The organism is Streptacidiphilus sp. BW17 (assembly GCF_041262485.1).
Classification (GTDB): domain Bacteria; phylum Actinomycetota; class Actinomycetes; order Streptomycetales; family Streptomycetaceae; genus Streptacidiphilus.
Genome location: NZ_JBGCCR010000007.1, coordinates 250,117 through 269,028 on the forward strand (window position 1 = coordinate 250,117; position 18,912 = coordinate 269,028).

Consider the following 18,912-nt stretch of genomic DNA (forward strand, 5'->3'; position numbering starts at 1 on the left):
GTGGCGCGCACCGCACAACCGCAGACGGCGGGCGGCCGGGGGCCGCGCGGCGGCGTGATGCGGGCGATCGTGGCCTGGAGCCTGAACTTCAGGTTCCTGGTCGTCGCCGCGGCGGTCGCACTGATGACCGTCGGCATCGCCACCATGCCCAGCACGCCGATGGACGTGTTCCCCGAGTTCGCTCCCCCGCAGGTGGAGATCCAGACCGACAGCATCGGTCTGTCCACCTCGGACGTGGAGAGCCTGGTCACCGTGCCGCTCGAGTACGCCATGAACGGGATGCCCGGCCTCACCCAGCTGCGCTCCACCTCGGTGCCGCAGCTGTCGGACATCGTGATGGTCTTCTCCCCGAACACCGACCTGCTGCACGCCCGGCAGCTGGTGCAGGAGCGGCTGACCAACGTCCGGCCCTCGCTGCCCTCCTGGGCCAGCCCGCCGGTCATCCTGGCCCCGGTCTCCGCCACCGCGCGCGCGGTCCAGATCGGCATGACCGCCAGCGGCAACGGGCCCAACGGCAAGCCGCTGACGCCGATGGACCTGTACCAGCAGGCCTACTGGACCGTCCGGCCGCGGCTGATGCACGTGGACGGGGTCGCCGACGTGTCGATCTGGAACGACCGCTCGGAGACGTTCCAGGTCCAGGTGGACCCGGCCAAGATGGCGGCGCAGAAGGTCACCCTGGACAACGTCGAACGGACCACCGCCGACGCCCTGGACTCCGGCGCGCTGCAGTTCTCCAACGGCGCGGTGGTCGGCTCGGGAGGCTTCCTCGACGGCATGCCGCAACTGCCGAACCAGCGGCTCTCGATCGTGCACCAGCTCGCCGTGCAGTCCCCCGCCGACCTCGCCAGGATCCCGCTGGAGGACCAGGCTGCCAACGGCCAGAACCTGCCGCTGAGTCAGATCGGCACCGTCACCGAGGGCTACATGCCGCTGATCGGCGACGCCATCATCAACGGCCAGCCGGGCATCCTGCTCGTGGTCGAGAAGTTGCCCTGGGGCAACACGCTCAAGGTCACCGCGGGCGTCGACCAGGCGCTGAAGGCCCTGCAGCCCGGCATGCACGGCATCACCTTCGACGCGCACATCTTCCGGCCGGCCGACTTCATCAACGACTCCATCCACAACCTGCTGGACTCGCTGCTGCTGGGCTTCGTGCTGGTCGTGGTGATCCTGGTGCTCTTCCTCTTCGAGTGGCGGGTCGCGCTGATCAGTCTGATCACCATCCCGCTCTCGCTGACGGCGGCGGTGCTGGTGCTGCGGGCGCTCGGGACCACCGTCAACACCATGGTGCTGGCCGGTCTGATCATCGCCCTCGGCGCGGTCGTCGACGACGCGATCATCGACGTCGAGAACATCCTGCGCCGACTGCGCATCGCCCGGCACACGGTTGCCGAGGGCGGCCAGGCGCCGTCGACCGCGCAGATCATCCTGCGCGCCTCGATCGAGGTCCGCAGTCCGATCGTCTACGCCACCCTGATCATCGTCGCCGCTGCCGTCCCGATCTTCATGCTCCAGGGTCTGACGGCGGCGTTCTTCCGTCCGTTGGCCTTCGCCTACACACTCGCCATCCTCGCCTCCATGGCCGTCGCCCTGACGGTCACCCCGGCGCTGACGCTGATCATGCTGCGCCGGGCGCCGCTCAAGCGGTTCCAGTCGCCGCTGGTGCGGTGGCTGCGGCGCTGGTACGGCCGGTTTCTGCGGCGGATCATGGCCAGGCCGCGCGCCGCCTACGCGGTCTTCGCCGCCGTGGTCGTCTGCGGTGCGCTGATCGCCCCGCAGTTGGGCCAGTCGCTCTTCCCCACCTTCCAGCAGCGCGACCTGCTGATCCACTGGGACTCCATCCCCGGCACCTCCGACCAGGAGGTCATCCGGACCACCACCCAGCTCTACAACCAGCTCAAGGCGATTCCCGGCGTCGAGGACTTCGGCACGCACATCGGCCGTGCCCCGCAGGGTGAGGAGATCGTCGGCATCGACGCGGCCGAGACCTGGATCCACATCTCGCCGAACGTCGACTACAACGCGACGCTGGACAAGGTCCGCGCCGTGGTCGACAGCTACCCGGGCCTCTACCGGGATGTCGAGACCTACCTCAACGAGCGCATCGAGGAGGTGCTCAGCGGCTCGAAGGAGGCCATCACCGTCCGCGTCTACGGCCAGGACCTGACGCAGATGCGGACTACGGCCCAGTCGGTGCTGACCCGGGTCGCCTCCGTCCCCGGCGTGGTCGACCCACACATGGACCTCTCCGTCGACACCCCGCAGGTCAACGTGGAGGTGAACCTGGCCAAGGCCGCGCAGTACGGGCTCAAGCCCGGCGATGTCCGCCGCCAGGCGGCGACGATTGTGGCCGGGACGGAGGTGGGCAACGTCTTCGAGGACAACCACGTCTACGGCGTGGACGTGTGGAGCATCCCGTCCGCGCGCAACAACGCAGGCGCGATCAGCAACATGCAGTTGGACACCCCGGGCGGCGGCCACGTCCGCCTCGGCGACCTGGCCGCGGTCAGCTTCGGTCCCGACCCCTACCAGATCACCCGTCAGGACAGCTCCCGCTACATCGACGTGGGCGCCAACGTCCAGGGCCGCGACCTGGGCACGGTGGTCAACGACATCCAGGGGAAGCTGAAGTCGGTCACCGTCCCGCAGGGTTCGCACTACTCGCTGCTCGGCGAGTACCAGGAGCGCCAGCAGGCGCAGAACAGCCTGCTGACCACCGCGCTGCTGGCGGGGGTGGCGATCCTGTTGCTGCTGCAACTCTCCTTCGGCTCCTGGCGGCTGGCCGCGCTGCTCTTCGTGACCCTGCCGATGGCGTTGATCGGCGGCCTGATCGCGATCTGGTTCGGCGGCGCGCAGGTCACCATCGGTGCGCTGGTCGGCTTCTTCACGGTCTTCGGCATCGCCGCCCGCAACGGCATTCTGATGATCAACCACTGCCAGCACCTGGAACGTGAGGAGGGCATGGAGTTCGGCCCCGACCTCGTGGTGCGCGGCGCGAGCGAACGGCTCGCCCCGATCCTGATGACCTCGCTGGCGACGGCCCTGGCCCTGGTCCCGCTGGTCGTCGCGGGCAACCAGCCCGGCCGGGAGATCGAGTACCCGCTGGCCGTCGTCATCCTCGGCGGTCTGGTGAGCTCGACGCTGCTGACGCTGTTCGTGGTCCCGTCGCTCTACCTGCGCTTCGGACGGCGCGGGCGCCCGGACCGGCCGGCAGCGCCGACCGCCGCTCCGGGGACATCACCGGGAGGGTCACCGGGGGCCTCGCCGGGAGGGTCCCCTGGGGCGTCCCCGGCAGCCCCGTAGGAGCAGGGTGAGGGTTTCGCCCGGTCGGCGTTTCGGGCGGGAACGCTTGGTTGACTGGTGGCCATGACCTCCGCCGACTTCGAGACCACCACGCCGGATCCGATCGTCTACCTGGACCGGGTCGCGGCCACCGATCTGGGCCGCGCCTACAAGACCAGGATGCTGGACGAACTGGACGCGCGCCCCGGCCAGACCGTGGTCGACCTCGGCTGCGGCCCCGGCACCGACCTGGACGCCCTGGCCGACGCGGTCGTCGACGGCGGGTCCGGGGCCGAGGGCGCGGGGGTCGGGAGTGTTGTGGCCGGGAGCACGGCGATCGGGAGCACGGCGGTCGGGAGTGTTGTGGTCAGGGGCGCGGTGGTCGGGGTGGACCACGACCAGGCCGCGGTCGCCAAGGCGCGGGAGCGCACGGCCGGACGGCCCGGCGTGACCGTCCAGCAGGCGGACCTCCACCATCTGCCGCTGCCCGACGGCTTCGCCGACCGGGCCCGGACCGATCGGGTCCTCCAGCACGTCGCCGACCCCGCGCAGGCGCTGCGCGAGATGCGCCGCGTGCTGCGTCCCGGCGGGCGGATCGTGCTGGGCGAGCCGGACTGGGCGACGCTGGCCGTCGACCACCCCGAGAGCGAACTCTCCGACGCCTACACGCGGTTCGTCAGCACCCAGGTGGTGCGGAACGGCCGGATCGGTCGGCAGCTCCCCCGGCTGGCCGTCGAGGCCGGGTTCCGCGTGCCCGCCGTCCTGCCGGTCACCCCGGTCTTCCGGGACGTGCGCGAGGCCGACGCGATCCTGGGCTTGGAACGCACCACCCGACGGGCCGTCACCGCGGGGTACTTCACCGAGGACGAGGCGCAGCGCTGGCTCGACCACCTGACCCGCGGCCCGTTCCTGGCCACGGTGACCTTCCAGATCGTCGTCGGAGCCCGCTGAGCGTGCTCTTACCGTGCGCCGTAGGCGGGGAGCGGTAGCTGCGACAGGGCGAGCAGCTTCAGCGTCGCGTCGCCCGCCTCGGACGGCGTCCAGCGCGCGCCCCAGTCGACCGTCGGGCCGGGACGCCAGCCGTCCATGACGGTGATCCGCCCGCCCTCGACCTCGAAGACCCGGCCGGTCACACCCTCGGACGCGTCCGCGCCCAGCCAGACGACCAGCGGCGAAACGTTCTCCGGCGCCATCGCGTCGAAGTCGCCCTCCCCCGGAGTGGCCATCATGTCGGCGAAGGTGTGCTCCGTCATCCGGGTCCGGGCGGCGGGCGCGATGGCGTTGACGGCCACGCCGTAGCGGCCCATCTCCGCCGCCGCGACGAGGGTGAGGCCGAGGATCCCGGCCTTGGCCGCGCTGTAGTTGCCCTGTCCGACGGAGCCCAACAGGCCTGCCCCCGAGCTGGTGTTGACCACGCGGGCGACAACCTCCCTGCCGGTCTTGGCCTCTGCACGCCACCACGCCGCCGCGTACTTCAACGGCAGGAAATGGCCCTTGAGATGGACCCGCATCACCGCGTCCCAGTCGTCCTCGTCGAGGTTGACCAGCATCCGGTCGCGCAGGAAGCCGGCGTTGTTGACCAGGGTGTCTATTCGCCCGAAGGTGTCGACCGCCGCCGCGATCAGCGACTCGGCACCCGCCGAGGTGGCGATGTCACCGCCGTGGGCGATCGCCTCGCCGCCCGCCTCGCGGATCTCGGCCGCCACCTGCTCGGCGGGCGAAATCGCACGTCCCTCCGTGCGTCCGTCCATGCCCCCGTCCGTGCCTCCGTTCAGCCCGACGCCGAGGTCGTTGACGACGACCTTGGCCCCCTCTGCGGCGAAGGCCAACGCGTGTGCCCGACCGAGCCCGCGACCCGCTCCGGTGACCACGACGACCCGGCCCGCAACCAGTCCTGATGTCACGTCATATCTCCTTTTTCGTTTCGCGAGTGACAGTGGCTTCGCCCTCAGCCGCCTGTGTATCGGCCGTGTTCACCGTCGCGGCGTCCAGGAACGCGGGGCGTTCGCCGCCGCCGTGGACGTGCAGGGTCGCGCCCGTGACGTAGGCGGCGCGGTCCGAGGCCAGGAAGACGCAGGCGTCCCCGACCTCGTCGGGCTGAGCCAGGCGGCCGAGCGGGACCGTCCGGCCCACGGCGGCGACGCCCTCCTCGTCGCCGTAGTGCAGGTGCGCCAACTCGGTCTGCACCAGGCCCAGTACGAGGGTGTTCACTCGGACCTCCGGGGCCCACTCGACGGCCATGGACGCCGCCAGGTTCGCCAGCCCCGCCTTCGCCGCCCCGTAGGCGGCCGAGCCCGGTGACGGACGAGTGCCACTGACACTGCCGACCATGACCACCGATCCGCGACTGCGCCGCAGCAGCGGCCGGGCGGCGAGCGAAACCGTCAGCGGGACCAGCAGGTTGAGCTCGATCACGCGCGCGTGCCGGGCCGCGTCGCCGTCGTCGAGCAGCCGGAACGGCGTCCCTCCCGCGTTGTTGACCAAGAGGTCGAGCCGTCCGAACCGCGACGCGACGGTGTCGAAGAACGCTGTCACCGCCGCCTGATCACGCAGGTCCACCGGTACGTACTCGGCCCTGCGCCCCTCGGCGTCGACCACCGGCGCGACCGGCGGTCTGCGGGCGCAGACCAGGACCTCCGCTCCTGCCTGCAGCAACGCCCTTGCGATGCCCGCACCGACGCCGCGCGTCCCGCCGGTGACGACGGCGACGTGACCGGCCAGATCCACCGTGATGCTCAAGCGATCCCCTCCCCGCGACACCTGCAGCCGACTCCGACTACAGCCTCTCGATGATCGTCACGTTCGCCTGGCCGCCGCCCTCGCACATGGTCTGCAGACCGTAGCGGCCGCCGGTGCGCTCCAACTCGTGCAGCAGCGTCGTCATCAGCTTCACCCCGGTGGCACCCAGCGGGTGGCCCAGGGCGATCGCACCGCCGTTCACGTTGACGCGGGCCGGGTCCGCTCCCGTCTCCTTGAGCCAGGCCAGCACCACCGGGGCGAAGGCCTCGTTGATCTCCACCAGGTCGATGTCGTCCATCGACATGCCCGTCTTCTTCAACGCGTACGCCGTCGCCGGGATCGGCGCGGAGAGCATCCGGATCGGGTCCTCACCGCGCACCGAGAGGTGGTGGATCCGGGCGCGAGGGGTCAGCCCGTGCTCGCGGACCGCCCGCTCGGAGGCGATCAGCATCGCCGCCGCGCCGTCGGAGACCTGCGAGGAGCAGGCCGCCGTGATCGTGCCCTCCGGCAGGACCGGGGCCAGCGTGGCCATCTTCTCCAGCGTCGTGTCGCGACGCGGGCCCTCGTCCGTCGTCACCGCACCGAGCGGGACCAACTCCCGCTCGAAACGGCCCTCGTCGATCGCCCGGACCGCGCGCTGGTGCGAGCGGAGAGCGAACCGCTCCATGTCCTCGCGGGTGATGCCCCACTTCTTCGCGATCAGCTGGGCGCCGTGGAACTGGTTGACTGGAGCGTCACCATAACGGGCCTGCCAGCCCTGGCTGCCCAGGAACGGACCCTCCGTCAGCCCCAGCGGCTCCCCTGCTTGACGGCTGGCGAAGGCGATGGGTATCTGGCTCATGTTCTGCACCCCGCCGGCCACCACGAGGTCCTGCGTACCGGACATGACGCCCTGCGCCGCGAAGTGCACCGCCTGCTGCGAGGAACCGCACTGCCGGTCGACGGTGACACCGGGCACCTCCTCCGGCAGCCCGGCCGCCAGCCAGCAGGTGCGGGCGATGTCGCCCGCCTGCGGACCGACCGCGTCGAGGCAGCCGAAGACGACGTCCTCAACGGCCGCCGGGTCGACGTCGCTGCGACTCATCAGGGCGGACAGCACGTGTGCGCCGAGATCGGCGGGGTGGACGGCCGCCAGGCCGCCGTTACGGCGTCCGACGGGGGTGCGCAGCGCATCGATGATGTAGGCCTCGGCCATGACGGCAGCTCCTCGGGCAGGTAGCGAGGTTCAGCCGACGGATCAGTCGGCTGATGGACCACCCCGTGCGGCGATGCCGTCCAGCACCATCGAAAGGTACTGCCGGGCGATCTCCTCGGGGCTGTGGTGACCTCCGGGGCGGTACCAGGACGCCGCGACCCAGACGGTGTCGCGAACGAATCGGTAGGTGAGCCGGATGTCGAGGTCGGCGCGGAAGATCTGGGCCTCCACGCCGCGTTCCAGCGTGCGCAACCAGGCCTTCTCGAACTTCTGCTGCGAGTCGGCGAGGAAGGCGAACCGTGGCTGGGGCGCCAGGTGTTTGGACTCCTTCTGGTAGATCGCGACGGCGGCACGGTGCCGGTCGATCTCCCGGAAGGACTCGGTGACCAGGGCCGCCAAGGTCTCCCTCGGGCCCAGATCGGATTCCAGTACGGCGTCGTAGCCTGCCCAGAGTTCGTCCAGGAAGGCAGCGAGGATCTCCTCCAGCATCGACTCCTTGGAGTCGAAGTGGTAGTAGAGGCTGCCGGCGAGCATGCCGGCCTGATCGGCGATCTTGCGGACGGTGGTGGCGTCGTAACCCTGCTCGGCGAAGACCTCGGCGGCAGTGTCCAGCAACTCCCGCCGCCTCGCCGGTGAGGCACTCACGTCCTGCTTCTTCGTGGACTTGCTGGTCGGCTTGTCGGTCGGCTTGCTCGGCGACTTGTCGGTCGACTTCTTGGTGGACCTGCTTGTGGTCCTGTTCGTACTCGGCACCGTCTCATTCTCGCCTCACCGCCCGGCCGAGCTCCCAGGGCTCGGCGTAGAGCCCTCGGAGCAACCTGTCGACGTCTGTCATGCGGGTACGTTAACCTACCAAACACTTGTTAGGGAAGGAGCCACTGATGCCCGCCACCCGAACTGATGACCAGCAAGATCCGGTTGACGCCTCAGGACCGGAACGGCCCGACACCGCCCGGCCGGCCGACGCGCCGCCCGCGGAGCAGGTCGTCCTCTACGACCGCCGCGGCCCGGTCGCCTACGTCACCATGAACCGCCCGCGCTACCGCAACGCACAGAACTCGGCGATGACCTACGCCCTCGACGCCGCCTTCTACCGCGCCGCCGAGGACGGCGACGTCAAGGTCGTGGTCCTGGGCGGCGCGGGCGACCACTTCTCGGCGGGCCACGACATCGGGACGCCGGGCCGCGACGCCCATCTCCCGTTCGAGCGCCGCGCCGGGCTCTGGTGGGACCACTCCGACAAGCAGGGCGCCGAGTCCCGCTACGCCCGCGAGTCCGAGGTCTACCTCGGCATGTGCCGCCGCTGGCGCGAGCTGCCCAAACCCGTCGTCGCGTCGGTGCAAGGAGCCTGCGTCGCAGGCGGGTTGATGCTGGCCTGGGTCTGCGACCTGATCGTCGCCGCCGACGACGCCTTCTTCGCCGACCCGGTCGTGCGGATGGGCATCCCCGGCGTCGAGTACTTCGCCCACCCCTGGGTGATGCCGCCCCGGATCGCCAAGGAGTTCCTCTTCACCGGCGACCGCATGAGCGCCCAGCGCGCCCATGAGATCAGCATGGTCAACCGCGTCGTCCCCCGTGCCGAACTCGCCGACCGCACCCGCGAACTCGCCGAGCAGATCGCCGAGATGCCCCGCCTGGGCCTCGCCCTCACCAAACGCGCCGTCAACCAGGCGGAGGACCTCCAGGGCCTGCACGCCGGCATGGACTCGGTCTTCGGTCTGCACCACCTCGCCCACGCCCACAACGCGGAGGTCGCCACCGACTCGCTCGGCGGCATGGACATCGCCTCGATGAAGAAGAAGGCCGGCGCCTAGTGGACCTGCGACACTCCCCCGAGGTCGAGGCCTTCCGCGCCGAGGCCCGCGCCTGGCTGCGCGCCCACGTCCCGACCGTCCCGCTGCCGTCCCTGGAGACCCGCGAGGGCTTCGCCGCCCACCGCACGTGGGAGGCCGAACTCCACGCCGACGGCTGGTCGGTGGTCTCCTGGCCGCAGGAGTTCGGCGGTCGTGGCCTCGACATCATGCACTGGCTGGTCCTCGAGGAGGAGTACTACGCCGCCGGTGCGCCGGGTCGGGTCTCCCAGAACGGCATCAACCTGCTCGCCCCCACCCTCTTCGACCACGGCACGGCCGAGCAGCGGGCCCGCGTCCTGCCCGCCATGGCCAGCGGACAGACCATCTGGGCGCAGGCCTGGTCCGAGCCCGAGTCCGGCTCCGACCTGGCGTCACTGCGCTCCGTCGCCGAACGGACCGACGGCGGCTGGCTGCTCAGCGGCCAGAAGACCTGGTCCTCCCGGGCCGCCTTCGCGGACCGCGCGTTCGGCCTCTTCCGCAGCGAACCGGGCCTGCCCAAACCGCACCAGGGCCTCACCTACCTGATGTTCGATCTTCGCGCACCGGGTGTGACGGTCCGTCCGATCGGGCGGCTGGACGGCAAACCGGCCTTCGCCGAGCTCTTCCTCGACCAGGTCTTCGTCCCCGACGAGGACGTCATCGGCGCTCCGGGTCAGGGCTGGCGCGTCGCGATGAGCACAGCGGGCAACGAGCGCGGCCTGACGCTCCGCTCCCCCGGCCGGTTCCTCGCCTCCGCGCAGCGGCTGGCCGCGCTGTGGCGGGAGAGCGGCGATCCGGAGCTCGCACCGCGCGTCGCGGACGCGCTGATCGGCGCCCGCGCCTACCAGCTTTCCACCTACGCCAACGCCTCACGCTTCGCCGCAGGCGCGGAGATCGGCGCGGAGTCCAGCCTCAACAAGGTCTTCTGGTCCGAGTTCGACATCGCCCTGCACGAGACCGCACTCGACCTGCTCGGCCCCGAGGCCGAACTGGCCTCCGGGCCTTGGGCGGAGAGCTGGGTCTTCTCCCTGGCCGGGCCGATCTACGCAGGGACCAACGAGATCCAGCGCGACATCATCGCCGAGCGGCTGCTCGGCCTGCCGAAGGGACGGCGGTAGCTGTGCGGTTCCTCCTCGACGACCAACAACGCGACTTCGTCCGCTCCCTGGACGCGCTGCTGGCCGCCTCCGACACCCCGGCCGTCGCCCGCTCCTGGGCGCTCGGGGACACGGCTCCGGGCCACGCGCTCCGGCTCCGGCTCGCCGACGCCGGCGTCTTCGCCCTGGCGGTGCCGGAGGAGTTCGACGGCGTCGGCCTCCTGCCGGTGGAGACGGCCCTGGCCTTCGAGCGCTTGGGCCGCCACGCGGTGCCGGGCCCGGCGGTCGAGACGGTGGCATCCGCCGTACTGCTGGCCGAGTTGGGCGATCCGGACCTGGGAAAGAGCTGGCTGCCGCGTCTCGCCTCCGGCCACGCCTCGGCCACGCTACAGCTGTCCCACGGTTCTGACGCTGCGCCATTCCCCTTCGCCTCCGCCTGGGCGCTCGACGCCGACTCGGCAGACGTCGTGCTGCTGGTCCGTGGCCACGAGCTGTTCCTCGCCACGCCCTCGGGCGCCGCCCTCGCCTCGCTGGATCCGACGCGTCGGCTCTTCGCGGTCGAGCCCGCCGGTCCGGCCGTGGCGTCCGGCCCACGGGTTCGAGTCGCCGCCGAACGGGCGGGCCGCTGGGCCGCGTTGGCGACGGCAGCGCAGTCGCTCGGCGTCGGCCGTGCGCTGCTGGAGCAGACCGTCGCCTATGCGGGCCAACGCCGTCAGTTCGGCACTGCGATCGGCTCGTTCCAGGCGGTCAAGCACCGGCTCGCTGACGCGCTGCTCGCGCTGGAGTTCGCGCAGCCGCTGGTCCACGCCGCCGCGCTCTCTCTCGACCCCATCGACATCGCCATGGCCAAGGTCGCCGCGGGCGAGGCCGGATACACCGCGGCCCGCGCCGCCCTGCAACTGCACGGCGCCGTCGGCTACACCGAGGAGCTTGACCTCTCACTCGGGCTGCGCAAGTCCCGACCGCTGCGCGACGCCTGGGGCGCACCCGCCGCCTGCCGCGCGCTGGTCCTCGCCGCCGGTCCGACGGAGGTCCGCGCGTGAGCGGAAACGACATGGCCGCCGGTAGGGGCACGGCCGGTGGGGGCACGGCCGGTGGGGGCACGGCCGGTGGGGGCACGGCCGGTGGGGGCATGACCGGTGGGGGCATGACCGGAGGCGATCCGACGCTCGACGGCAAGGTCGTGGTGATCACCGGGGCCGCACGCGGTCAAGGCGGGGTCGAGGCCCGGCTCTGCGCTGAGTCCGGCGCCCGGGTGGTGCTCACCGACGTGCTGGAGGAGCAGGGCCGGGCGACGGCCGCCGAGCTCGGCAGGGCCGCCGTGTTCGTCCCGCACGACGTGACCGACGCGTCCGGGTGGGCGGAGGTCGTCGCGACCGCCCTCGCGACCTTCGGCCGGGTGGACGCGCTGGTCAACAACGCCGCGCTGTGGCGGACGGCTTCGGTCGAGACCCAGACCCGGGCCGGCTTCGAGCAGCTGCTCCAGGTCAACCTGATCGGCCCGTTCCTCGGTATCCAGGCCGTCGTACCGGAGTTGAAGCGGGTCGACGGCGGGTCGATCGTCAACATCTCCTCCACCGCCGGGCTGGTCGGCATACCCGGCCACGCGGCTTACGGCTCCAGCAAGTTCGCCCTGCGCGGCCTGACCCGCTCCAGCGCCCTCGACCTCGGCCCGCACGGGATCCGGGTCAACTCCGTCCACCCGGGCGCGATCCGGACGCCGATGGTCGGCGAGGCGGTCGCCGGGCGCGACTGGTCGCACCTGGCCCTCGGGCGGATCGGCCAACCCGAGGAGGTGGCGGGCCTGGTGCGTTTCCTGGTCTCCGACGCGGCCTCCTACATCACCGGAGCCGAGTTCACCGTCGACGGAGGGATGACCACGGCATGACCCCCACTCCCGATCTGCTCTCCCCCACCGCCCGCGTGCTCTGCGACGCCATGGCCGCCCGCTTCCCCGACCCGGCCCGGGCCCCGCTGTCGGTGGCGTCCATGCGTGCCGCGTCCAAGGCCGGTGCCGCGCCTGGAGAGAAGCCGCCGGGCCCGGAGCTTGCCGAGGTCCGCGACCTGGTCCCCGGCGGCCCGGAGGACGTGCCGGTCCGGATGCGGCTGTACCGGCCGAACGGGCCGAGCGCAGGCGCCTCCGTCGGCGGGCCGCTGCTGCTCTTCTTTCACGGCGGCGGCTTCGTCATCTGCGACCTGGACACCCACGACCGCACCTCCCGGGAGTTGGCCCACCGCAGCGGCGCGACGGTCCTCTCCGTGGAGTACCGGCTGGCGCCCGAGCATCCCTTCCCCGCCGCGACGGAGGACGCCCGCGCCGCGCTGGCGTGGACGCTGTGCCACGCCGATGAGTTGGGCTGCGACCAGTCCCGGATCTTCGTCGGCGGCGACTCGGCGGGCGGCAATCTGGCGGCGGGCGCGGCGCTGAGCCTGGCCGTTGAGCGTAGGCAGGACGGCCGGCGCGGCCCTGCTCTGGCCGGCCAACTCCTCATCTACCCCTGCGTCGAGCAGCGTCTCCTCGGCGAGTCCGCCGAACTCTTCGGCGAGGGCTACTTCATGACCCTCGACCACCTGCGCTGGTTCACCGAGCAGTACCTGGGCCCGGCGGCGACGGGTCCGGCCGCACTCGGACCACTCGCCTCCCCGGGCCTCGCCCCGGACCTGTCCGGCATGCCGCCCGCGCTCCTCGTCGTCGCCGACTGCGACGTCCTCCGCGACCAGAGCCTCGCCTACGCACGCCGCCTGGCCGCCGTCGGCGTCCCGGTGGAGGTCCACCTGTATCCCGGTGCCTTCCACGGCTTCCTCGGCGTCCTCGACCACCTCCCTGCGGCGGACACCGCCCTCACCGACGCGGCGACCTGGCTGCGCGAACGGGGAGCGTAGCCCCCCAGGCCCTGTCGTCAAACTCCCGCCGGGCCCGGCTCGCCTGGCACGGGCCGCTGCTGCGTTGTCGGATCGCCCAAGTACGGCCCAGTACGAGGGCGATCCTCCGCCTTGCAGCTGTCCGCACCAGACGACCCGGGCTGACCCGACGCGAGTTTGACGACAGGGCCCAGCCCCCCGTTCAGCGGGTCTCCTCTTCCGTCCTCGCCGTCGCTGGGCCACCATGGGAGCACGAACCGTCACCAGCAGTTCAGACACGACACCGGGCAAGGAGTCGTCATGAGGTTGGGCAAACTGGTCGCAACGGGCGTCGCGGAGGACGTGCTCGTCGAGGAGACGCACGAGGAAGCCCCGCAGCTCGACACCGCTGAACAGCTCAGCAGTACCCGTCCGGACGCTGTTCCGGAGACCGTCCCGGCGCGGGCGGGTTCGAGCGCGGAGCAGTGAGTCCTTTCGGCCGGTCCCGTACTCCCCGCGAGTCCCCGGACCGGCCGCCCGTCGGCTACAAGATCGCCCGCCCGCTGCTGTCCGCCGACGGCGCCAGGCTGGGTTTCCGCGGGGTGTCGCTCGGCGCGGACATCGTCTACGGTCCCGTCGACGACGCCCGCTGCGGCTACGAGCGACGTCACAAGCCACCGTCACGCTGGTGCGCCTGCGGCTTCTACGCCGTGCACGACCTGGCCACCGCCTTGGAGCTGGGCTGCGCCACGGAGTACCGGGAGACCGTCGTGCTCGAGGTGGCGGTGATCGGCGCGTACCTGCGCCACGAGCACGGACTGCGCTTCGAGCGCCAGCGCGTGCGCCGGATCCTGCTGCCGCGCTGCGTGTGCGGCCGTCCGTCCGAGGGCGTGCTGGACACCGGCGAGGGCCTGATCGGCTGGCGCGCGATCACCGGCAGTTGCGCGGTCTGCGCCGCCAACCGCCCGCTGCTGCGCTTCGACGCCTACGCCCGCCTGGCCGGGCGCGGGGTCACGGCGGCGTACGACGAACGCATCGCGCCCCCGATCCGCTCCCCGTTCGCGCCGCCGCCGCTCACGCCCGGCCCGTTCGACGAGTCGGTGACCGGCACGGACGCGGTCGTGCCGCAGCTCGCGGCGGAAGCCGCCCTGCTCCAGGCCCGCCTGGACTGGTTCCAGCTCCAGATCGACCGCCTGACCGGCACCGCCAACGACTGACGTCGACGGCCTGGACGCCTGCACGCCTGCACGGCCCCATCGGGCGCGCCTGGATCCGTCAGACCCCCGCGCTAGGGTTTCCCCATGGTGGACACGGCGGACACGACGGTGCAGAGCGCGCCCGTACGGGTGGATGCGTGGATCTGGTCGGTACGGCTGGCCAAGACCCGTTCCGCCGCCGGTGCCGCCTGCCGGGCCGGGCATGTCCGGGTGAACGGCGAGCGAGCCAAGCCCGCGCAGCCGGTCAAACCGGGTGACGAGGTCCGACTCCGCCAGGAGGGCCGCGAGCGGATCGTGGTCGTCACGAGGACGATCAGCAAGCGCGTCGGTGCGCCCGTCGCCGCCGAGTGCCTCGTCGACAAGAGCCCGCCGCCCCCGCCCCGCGAGCTGCTCGCCGCGGTCCCGGTGCGGGACCGCGGCGCCGGCCGTCCGACCAAGCGGGACCGCCGCGAGATCAACAAGCTCAGAGGATCGTGACAGCTCAGACAGTCTTGTTCAGGGGCCCTTGCTCAGGGGCCCTTGTTCGGAGGCCCTTGTTCAGCGGGTCTTGACCGACACCGACGCGTAGCCGGCGACCTCCTCGCGGGTGATCGTCAGGTCCTCCTCGTCGACGCCCTCCCCGTCGGCCTGCCACTCGTTCAGGGCGACCACGCCCGGTCCGACCGGCTGCCAGCCGGGGCCCAGCGCAAAGCGTTCCACCTCGTCGTGCGATCGCGACATGATGTGCATGCCGGACGCGGCGTAGACCTGGGTCACCGCCTCGGCCACCTCGGGCGAGACGTAGTCGCCGCTGCCGTGTGAGAGGATCAGCATGCTGCCGGGCGCCAACTCCCGCTTGTAGCGGTCCAGCAGGCCGTACGGGTCGTCACTCTCCGGCAGGAAGTGCAGCAGTGCGACCACCAGCACCGCGACGGGCTGCCCCAGGTCGAGCAGCTCCTTGGTCGCCGGGGCGTTGAGGATCGCTGACGGGTCGTGGAAGTCGGCGTCCACGTACGCGGTCCGGCCCTGGGGTGTGCTGCTGAGCAGCGCCCTGGCGTGGGTCAGCACCATCGGGTCGTTGTCGACGTAGACCACGCGCGCGTCGGGTGCGACCTGCTGGGCGACCTCATGGGTGTTGTTGGACGTCGGGATACCGGTCCCGATGTCGAGGAACTGACGGATGCCCGCCCGTGCCGCATGCCTGACGGCGCGTCCCAGGAACCGGCGGTTGGCGCGGGCCGCGGTCGGTGCACTCGGCAGCAGCCGGACGACCTGCTCGGCAGCGGCGCGATCCGCCGGGAAGTTGTCCTTGCCGCCCAGGTAGTAGTCGTACATCCGCGCCGGATGCGGCACGTCCGTCCGCAGCTCGGGTGTCCGCTCCACGTCCCCGTCCGGTCCCTCCGCCCAGTCCCAGCTCTTGTCCTGCATCACGTGAGCCCCCTCTCTCGTGCGCTCAGACTACTCAGAGCACCCCGACAGCAGCACCCCGACACGTGGTGACATTCCATCGCCCCGCCGGTCCAAATCATGCTATCTGTGGGCGGCAGACTGAGAGCATGGATCACGGATCATTCACCCCCGGCCAACTCCGGTCCTTCTGTCTCGAATTCAACGGCGCAGAGGAAACATTCCCGTTCAATCCGGAGACCTCGGTCTTCAAGGTGGGCGGCAAGATCTTCGCCATCTCCGAACTCGACGCCGCACGGCTGCAGATCAGTCTCAAGTGCGACCCCGAGCTCGCCGTCCGGCTGCGCGCCGAGCACCCGGAGATCACCGGCGGCTGGCACCTCAACAAGAAGCACTGGAACACGGTCAAGTTGGACGGCTCGCTGAACGACCCGCTGGTCAGGGAGATGATCGAGGACTCCTACGACCTCGTCGTCTCCTCGCTCCCCCGCAGACAGCAACTCCTCCTCGACTGGCCGGGACTTCGCGCGAAGTGACGGAACCGTCCCGGTCCTGCCACAGTGCGCGCGGGTGACAGCACCGGGGGTGACTGCGCGCGGATTCGGGGGCACGCTAACGTGCGGAGCAGAGAACGTGCGCAGCAGAGAGCGTGCGCAACAGCGACAGACACCAGGTCCAGGACAAGGGGGGCAGCCACCATGCAGGCTGATGTCAAGGGCAGCACTCTGCCGGTGCTCGAGGTGCAGTTGGCACCCGGGGAGCTGGTCGTCACGCCGCACGGCGAGCTCTCGTGGATGTCGGCGAACGTGCAGATGACGCAGACCGTCGGCGGCCAGCAGGGCGGCGGTGGCGGCTTCATGGGCGCGATGAAGCGCGTGCTCGGCGGCGGCGGGCTGTTCCTGACGCAGTATCAGGCCCAGGGGGGACCGGCACTGGTGGCGTTCGCCGCCAAGGTGCCCGGCCACATCGTGCCGGTGGACATCATGCCCGGCCGCAGCTTCATGGTGCACCGTCACGGCTGGCTCTGCGGCACCCCCGGCATCACGCCCTCGGTCGGCCTGCAGCAGTCCTTCCGTGGCGGCCTCTGGGGCGGCGACGGCTTCGTGCTGCAGAAGCTGGAGGGCCAGGGCCGCGCCTGGATCGAGCTCTCCGGTGAGCTCACCACCTACACCCTCGGCCCCGGCCAGACCATGCTGGTGCACCCGGGCCATGTCGGCATGTTCGAACAGTCGGTGTCGTTCACCATCACCCGGATCCCCGGTATCGCCAACAAGATCTTCGGCGGCGACGGCTACCACCTGGTCGCCCTGACGGGTCCGGGCCAGATCTGGCTGCAGAGCATGACCCTGCCCGGCCTCGCCCACGCCCTGGCTCCCTACATGCCCGCCAACGAGGCCGCTCCGGCCGCAGGCGGCGGCATCGTCGGCAGCATGCTGCGTTCCTGACGAGCGATCAGCAGACGCCCCCAACCTTCCCTCACCTTTCCCTCCAACGCGTCTGATCCCGCGACACGCACGGTGCCGGTCCGGTGCCCCGCCCCTGAAGGAGCGGTCGGCACCGGACCGGCTCTGCGTCAGACGCGCACGCAGTCCACGTCGGGAGCACGGGACGACGCGTTGGAGAACTCGATCGTGTTGGCGCTGCCCGCGCTGAGCGTGACGTCGACAGTGACCGTCTGCGGCTGCGCCGCGCTGAACGTCCCCTTCGGCGGCACGCCCACCGTGTGGGCGACGCCGTCGACCGTCACCGTGACGCTGCGGGTGCTGCTTGCGCCGTTGATCAGACTGATCGCCAGCGGATAGGTGCCGTTGGCGACGGCCTTGACCCCCGTGATGGTCAACGTGCCCGACCCGGACGTGCCCGTGCCGATGTAGCCGACCCGCGCGCCGCCGGAGCAACCGCTCGCGCAGGTCACGACACGGGCGCCGCCCGCGAGGGTGTTGCCCGACGCCTCGGCCTCGTAGAGCGTGGGCTGCTGCGTGGGCGTGGGGCTGGGGCTCGGGCTGGCCGAACTGGAGGGCGAGGGAGTGGAGTTGGTGGCGGCCGGGTTCCAGTAGTCACCCGCCATCACGATGTAGACGATCATCTTGATCGTCTCGCCGTAGTAGGCGTCCCCGAACGGGTTGGTCGCCAACTGCTTCCAGATGGCGTCCGTCCAGGCCTGGTCGCCGGCGGCCATGGCGGCCGGACCGACCGAGTCGCCCGCCTCCTCCGCCTGGGTGTCGTTGGAGATGTTGGCGTTGGCGCAGTTCAGCTTGATGTGCGGCTGGACGTCGGCCGGATTGCCACCGGAGAGGCTCTTGGTGCAGGCCGACTCCTTCTTCGCGGTCTGGTAGGAGACCGACGCCGTGGTCGAGCCGTAGAGCAGCGCGTCGGTGCCCAGGTGCCAGGGCACGCGGATGGAGTTGTAGCCGACGATGTTGTCCGGCTGGTCCTCCTGGTAGTTGGCCGGAGCCGGGGAGGGGGAGGTGGTGTCGGCGTGGATGACGAAGTCCGACAGCAGGCCCGCGCTCGACGAGTACGTCGCGGTGTACTCACTGACGACCGCCTGCATCCGGTTCACGACCTTGGACCAGTCGTGGGCGGTGTCGTAGGCGGCGAAGGCGCGCAGGTGGTCGAGCATGTTGTCGGACGGACGGGTGTCGGTGTTCGGCCCGTCGTCCTCGCACTTCAAGTGGCCGTCGGGGGCAACGTCGTTGGCGTAGACCTTGGCCAACCAGGCCTTGGCGTCGGCCGTGTAGCCGCCCCATTGCTTGTCGGCCAGGATCAGCCCGTAGCCGATGTCGAGGTCCCCGTCGGTGGCCGCGTCGGGGGTTCCGGAGCTGTAGTACTTGCAGGTCTTGCCGTCCAACTGCCATTGCATCAGGCCCCACTGGTCCAGGTGGTCCTTGACCAGCTGCCAGAGACCGTTGAACTCGGTCTGGGCGTTGGAGTCGTAACCCGCCATCAGCGGCACGATGTTCATTCCGTAGCCCTGGGCCTCGGAGACCGTGCCGTTGTTGGTCGCGTCGTCGTCGCCCTTGGTGGAGACGTAGTACTCGTTCGAGGCGCAGCCGTGGACGAGGTAGGTGCTCTTCCACGAGTTGAACTGCTTCTCCACGGCGGCGTCGCGCGCGGACTGCGACGCGGAGGGCATCACGCCGACCTTGTACGTCTGGTGCTGCGGGAACGGCATCGCCGGCGTGGCGGCAGCGGTGGCGCTGCCCCCGCCCACAGCCACACCCACGGCGACGGTGGCCAGGGCGGCCACGCTCACAAGAGCGCGTTGCGGAGTACGGACCATCGACACTCCTTGCACGAGGAGTTTAAAGTTAGGAAAG

The 18,912-nt window shown here is 70.9% G+C and carries 18 protein-coding genes; 12 read left to right on the forward strand and 6 right to left on the reverse strand.

Annotated elements, in window-relative coordinates:
- Entirely contained in the window at positions 1–3,306 is a 3,306-nt protein-coding gene (locus ABH940_RS11730; protein ID WP_370063221.1) for an efflux RND transporter permease subunit, read from the forward strand.
- A 63-nt stretch (positions 3,307–3,369) separates the two neighbouring features.
- Positions 3,370–4,236 carry a methyltransferase domain-containing protein gene (locus ABH940_RS11735; RefSeq protein ID WP_370105193.1) on the forward strand — a complete coding sequence of 289 codons (867 nt, stop codon included), beginning with the start codon at positions 3,370–3,372 and terminating at the stop codon, positions 4,234–4,236.
- A gap of 8 nt (positions 4,237–4,244) precedes the next feature.
- Here the strand turns inward: ABH940_RS11735 and ABH940_RS11740 are convergent, their stop codons facing one another.
- Genes ABH940_RS11740 through ABH940_RS11755 form a run of 4 tightly spaced genes read right to left on the reverse strand, consistent with a single transcriptional unit; the run spans position 4,245 to position 7,864 of the window.
- Positions 4,245–5,189: an SDR family oxidoreductase gene (locus tag ABH940_RS11740; protein ID WP_370063217.1), complete on the reverse strand. Its 945-nt coding sequence runs from the start codon at positions 5,187–5,189 to the stop codon at positions 4,245–4,247.
- Between the two features lies 1 nt (position 5,190).
- Complete coding sequence (locus tag ABH940_RS11745) at positions 5,191–6,024, reverse strand: SDR family oxidoreductase (protein ID WP_370105194.1); 834 nt, start codon at positions 6,022–6,024, stop codon at positions 5,191–5,193.
- 37 nt (positions 6,025–6,061) lie between these two features.
- Positions 6,062–7,219 carry an acetyl-CoA C-acetyltransferase gene (locus tag ABH940_RS11750; protein WP_370105195.1) on the reverse strand — a complete coding sequence of 386 codons (1,158 nt, stop codon included), beginning with the start codon at positions 7,217–7,219 and terminating at the stop codon, positions 6,062–6,064.
- A gap of 42 nt (positions 7,220–7,261) precedes the next feature.
- Positions 7,262–7,864, reverse strand: a complete 603-nt coding sequence (locus tag ABH940_RS11755) for a TetR/AcrR family transcriptional regulator (protein ID WP_370063789.1) — start codon at positions 7,862–7,864, stop codon at positions 7,262–7,264.
- A gap of 236 nt (positions 7,865–8,100) precedes the next feature.
- On the opposite strand from ABH940_RS11755, the gene ABH940_RS11760 reads away from it, so the two are divergent.
- The 8 genes from ABH940_RS11760 (at position 8,101) to ABH940_RS11795 (ending at position 14,683) form a co-directional block, all read left to right on the forward strand.
- Positions 8,101–9,033: an enoyl-CoA hydratase gene (locus ABH940_RS11760; RefSeq protein WP_370063211.1), complete on the forward strand. Its 933-nt coding sequence runs from the start codon at positions 8,101–8,103 to the stop codon at positions 9,031–9,033.
- Positions 9,033–10,169 carry an acyl-CoA dehydrogenase family protein gene (locus ABH940_RS11765; protein ID WP_370105196.1) on the forward strand — a complete coding sequence of 379 codons (1,137 nt, stop codon included), beginning with the start codon at positions 9,033–9,035 and terminating at the stop codon, positions 10,167–10,169. The genes ABH940_RS11760 and ABH940_RS11765 overlap by 1 nt, the downstream gene beginning before the upstream one ends.
- Before the next feature lie 2 nt (positions 10,170–10,171).
- Positions 10,172–11,191 (forward strand): acyl-CoA dehydrogenase family protein, encoded by a 1,020-nt coding sequence (locus ABH940_RS11770; protein WP_370105197.1) that lies wholly within the window; start codon positions 10,172–10,174, stop codon positions 11,189–11,191.
- Positions 11,192–11,295: 104 nt separating this feature from the next.
- On the forward strand, positions 11,296–12,036 hold the full coding sequence (locus ABH940_RS11775) for a glucose 1-dehydrogenase (RefSeq protein WP_370105212.1): 741 nt from the start codon (positions 11,296–11,298) through the stop codon (positions 12,034–12,036).
- A complete protein-coding gene (locus tag ABH940_RS11780; RefSeq protein ID WP_370063205.1) occupies positions 12,033–13,031 on the forward strand; it encodes an alpha/beta hydrolase in 999 nt (332 codons plus the stop codon). The genes ABH940_RS11775 and ABH940_RS11780 overlap by 4 nt, the downstream gene beginning before the upstream one ends.
- Before the next feature lie 279 nt (positions 13,032–13,310).
- Positions 13,311–13,478, forward strand: coding sequence for a hypothetical protein (locus ABH940_RS11785; RefSeq protein WP_370063204.1), 168 nt, complete (start codon positions 13,311–13,313; stop codon positions 13,476–13,478).
- Complete coding sequence (locus ABH940_RS11790; RefSeq protein WP_370063202.1) at positions 13,475–14,206, forward strand: hypothetical protein; 732 nt, start codon at positions 13,475–13,477, stop codon at positions 14,204–14,206. Before ABH940_RS11785 ends, ABH940_RS11790 begins: the two co-directional genes overlap by 4 nt.
- Before the next feature lie 84 nt (positions 14,207–14,290).
- Positions 14,291–14,683: an RNA-binding S4 domain-containing protein gene (locus tag ABH940_RS11795; protein ID WP_370063200.1), complete on the forward strand. Its 393-nt coding sequence runs from the start codon at positions 14,291–14,293 to the stop codon at positions 14,681–14,683.
- 60 nt (positions 14,684–14,743) lie between these two features.
- On the opposite strand, the gene ABH940_RS11800 is transcribed toward ABH940_RS11795, so the two are convergent.
- Positions 14,744–15,613 (reverse strand): SAM-dependent methyltransferase, encoded by an 870-nt coding sequence (locus ABH940_RS11800; protein ID WP_370063198.1) that lies wholly within the window; start codon positions 15,611–15,613, stop codon positions 14,744–14,746.
- A gap of 128 nt (positions 15,614–15,741) precedes the next feature.
- On the opposite strand from ABH940_RS11800, the gene ABH940_RS11805 reads away from it, so the two are divergent.
- Both ABH940_RS11805 and ABH940_RS11810 read left to right on the forward strand, forming a co-directional pair.
- Positions 15,742–16,128, forward strand: coding sequence for an MmcQ/YjbR family DNA-binding protein (locus ABH940_RS11805; protein WP_370063196.1), 387 nt, complete (start codon positions 15,742–15,744; stop codon positions 16,126–16,128).
- 162 nt (positions 16,129–16,290) lie between these two features.
- Entirely contained in the window at positions 16,291–17,037 is a 747-nt protein-coding gene (locus tag ABH940_RS11810) for an AIM24 family protein (RefSeq protein ID WP_370063194.1), read from the forward strand.
- Between the two features lie 128 nt (positions 17,038–17,165).
- On the opposite strand, the gene ABH940_RS11815 is transcribed toward ABH940_RS11810, so the two are convergent.
- Positions 17,166–18,875, reverse strand: a complete 1,710-nt coding sequence (locus ABH940_RS11815; RefSeq protein WP_370063192.1) for a glycosyl hydrolase family 8 — start codon at positions 18,873–18,875, stop codon at positions 17,166–17,168.
- Positions 18,876–18,912: the final 37 nt, after the last annotated feature.

Excerpts from the sequence above, each read along its gene's own strand:
- ABH940_RS11735 (WP_370105193.1), top strand. The coding sequence starts at position 3,370 with ATGACCTCCGCCGACTTCGAGACCACCACGCCGGATCCGATCGTCTAC.
- ABH940_RS11750 (WP_370105195.1), bottom strand. The coding sequence starts at position 7,219 with ATGGCCGAGGCCTACATCATCGATGCGCTGCGCACCCCCGTCGGACGC.
- ABH940_RS11760 (WP_370063211.1), top strand. The coding sequence starts at position 8,101 with ATGCCCGCCACCCGAACTGATGACCAGCAAGATCCGGTTGACGCCTCA.
- ABH940_RS11775 (WP_370105212.1), top strand. The coding sequence starts at position 11,296 with ATGACCGGAGGCGATCCGACGCTCGACGGCAAGGTCGTGGTGATCACC.
- ABH940_RS11780 (WP_370063205.1), top strand. The coding sequence starts at position 12,033 with ATGACCCCCACTCCCGATCTGCTCTCCCCCACCGCCCGCGTGCTCTGC.
- ABH940_RS11785 (WP_370063204.1), top strand. The coding sequence starts at position 13,311 with ATGAGGTTGGGCAAACTGGTCGCAACGGGCGTCGCGGAGGACGTGCTC.
- ABH940_RS11795 (WP_370063200.1), top strand. The coding sequence starts at position 14,291 with ATGGTGGACACGGCGGACACGACGGTGCAGAGCGCGCCCGTACGGGTG.
- ABH940_RS11800 (WP_370063198.1), bottom strand. The coding sequence starts at position 15,613 with ATGCAGGACAAGAGCTGGGACTGGGCGGAGGGACCGGACGGGGACGTG.
- ABH940_RS11805 (WP_370063196.1), top strand. The coding sequence starts at position 15,742 with ATGGATCACGGATCATTCACCCCCGGCCAACTCCGGTCCTTCTGTCTC.
- ABH940_RS11810 (WP_370063194.1), top strand. The coding sequence starts at position 16,291 with ATGCAGGCTGATGTCAAGGGCAGCACTCTGCCGGTGCTCGAGGTGCAG.
- ABH940_RS11815 (WP_370063192.1), bottom strand. The coding sequence starts at position 18,875 with ATGGTCCGTACTCCGCAACGCGCTCTTGTGAGCGTGGCCGCCCTGGCC.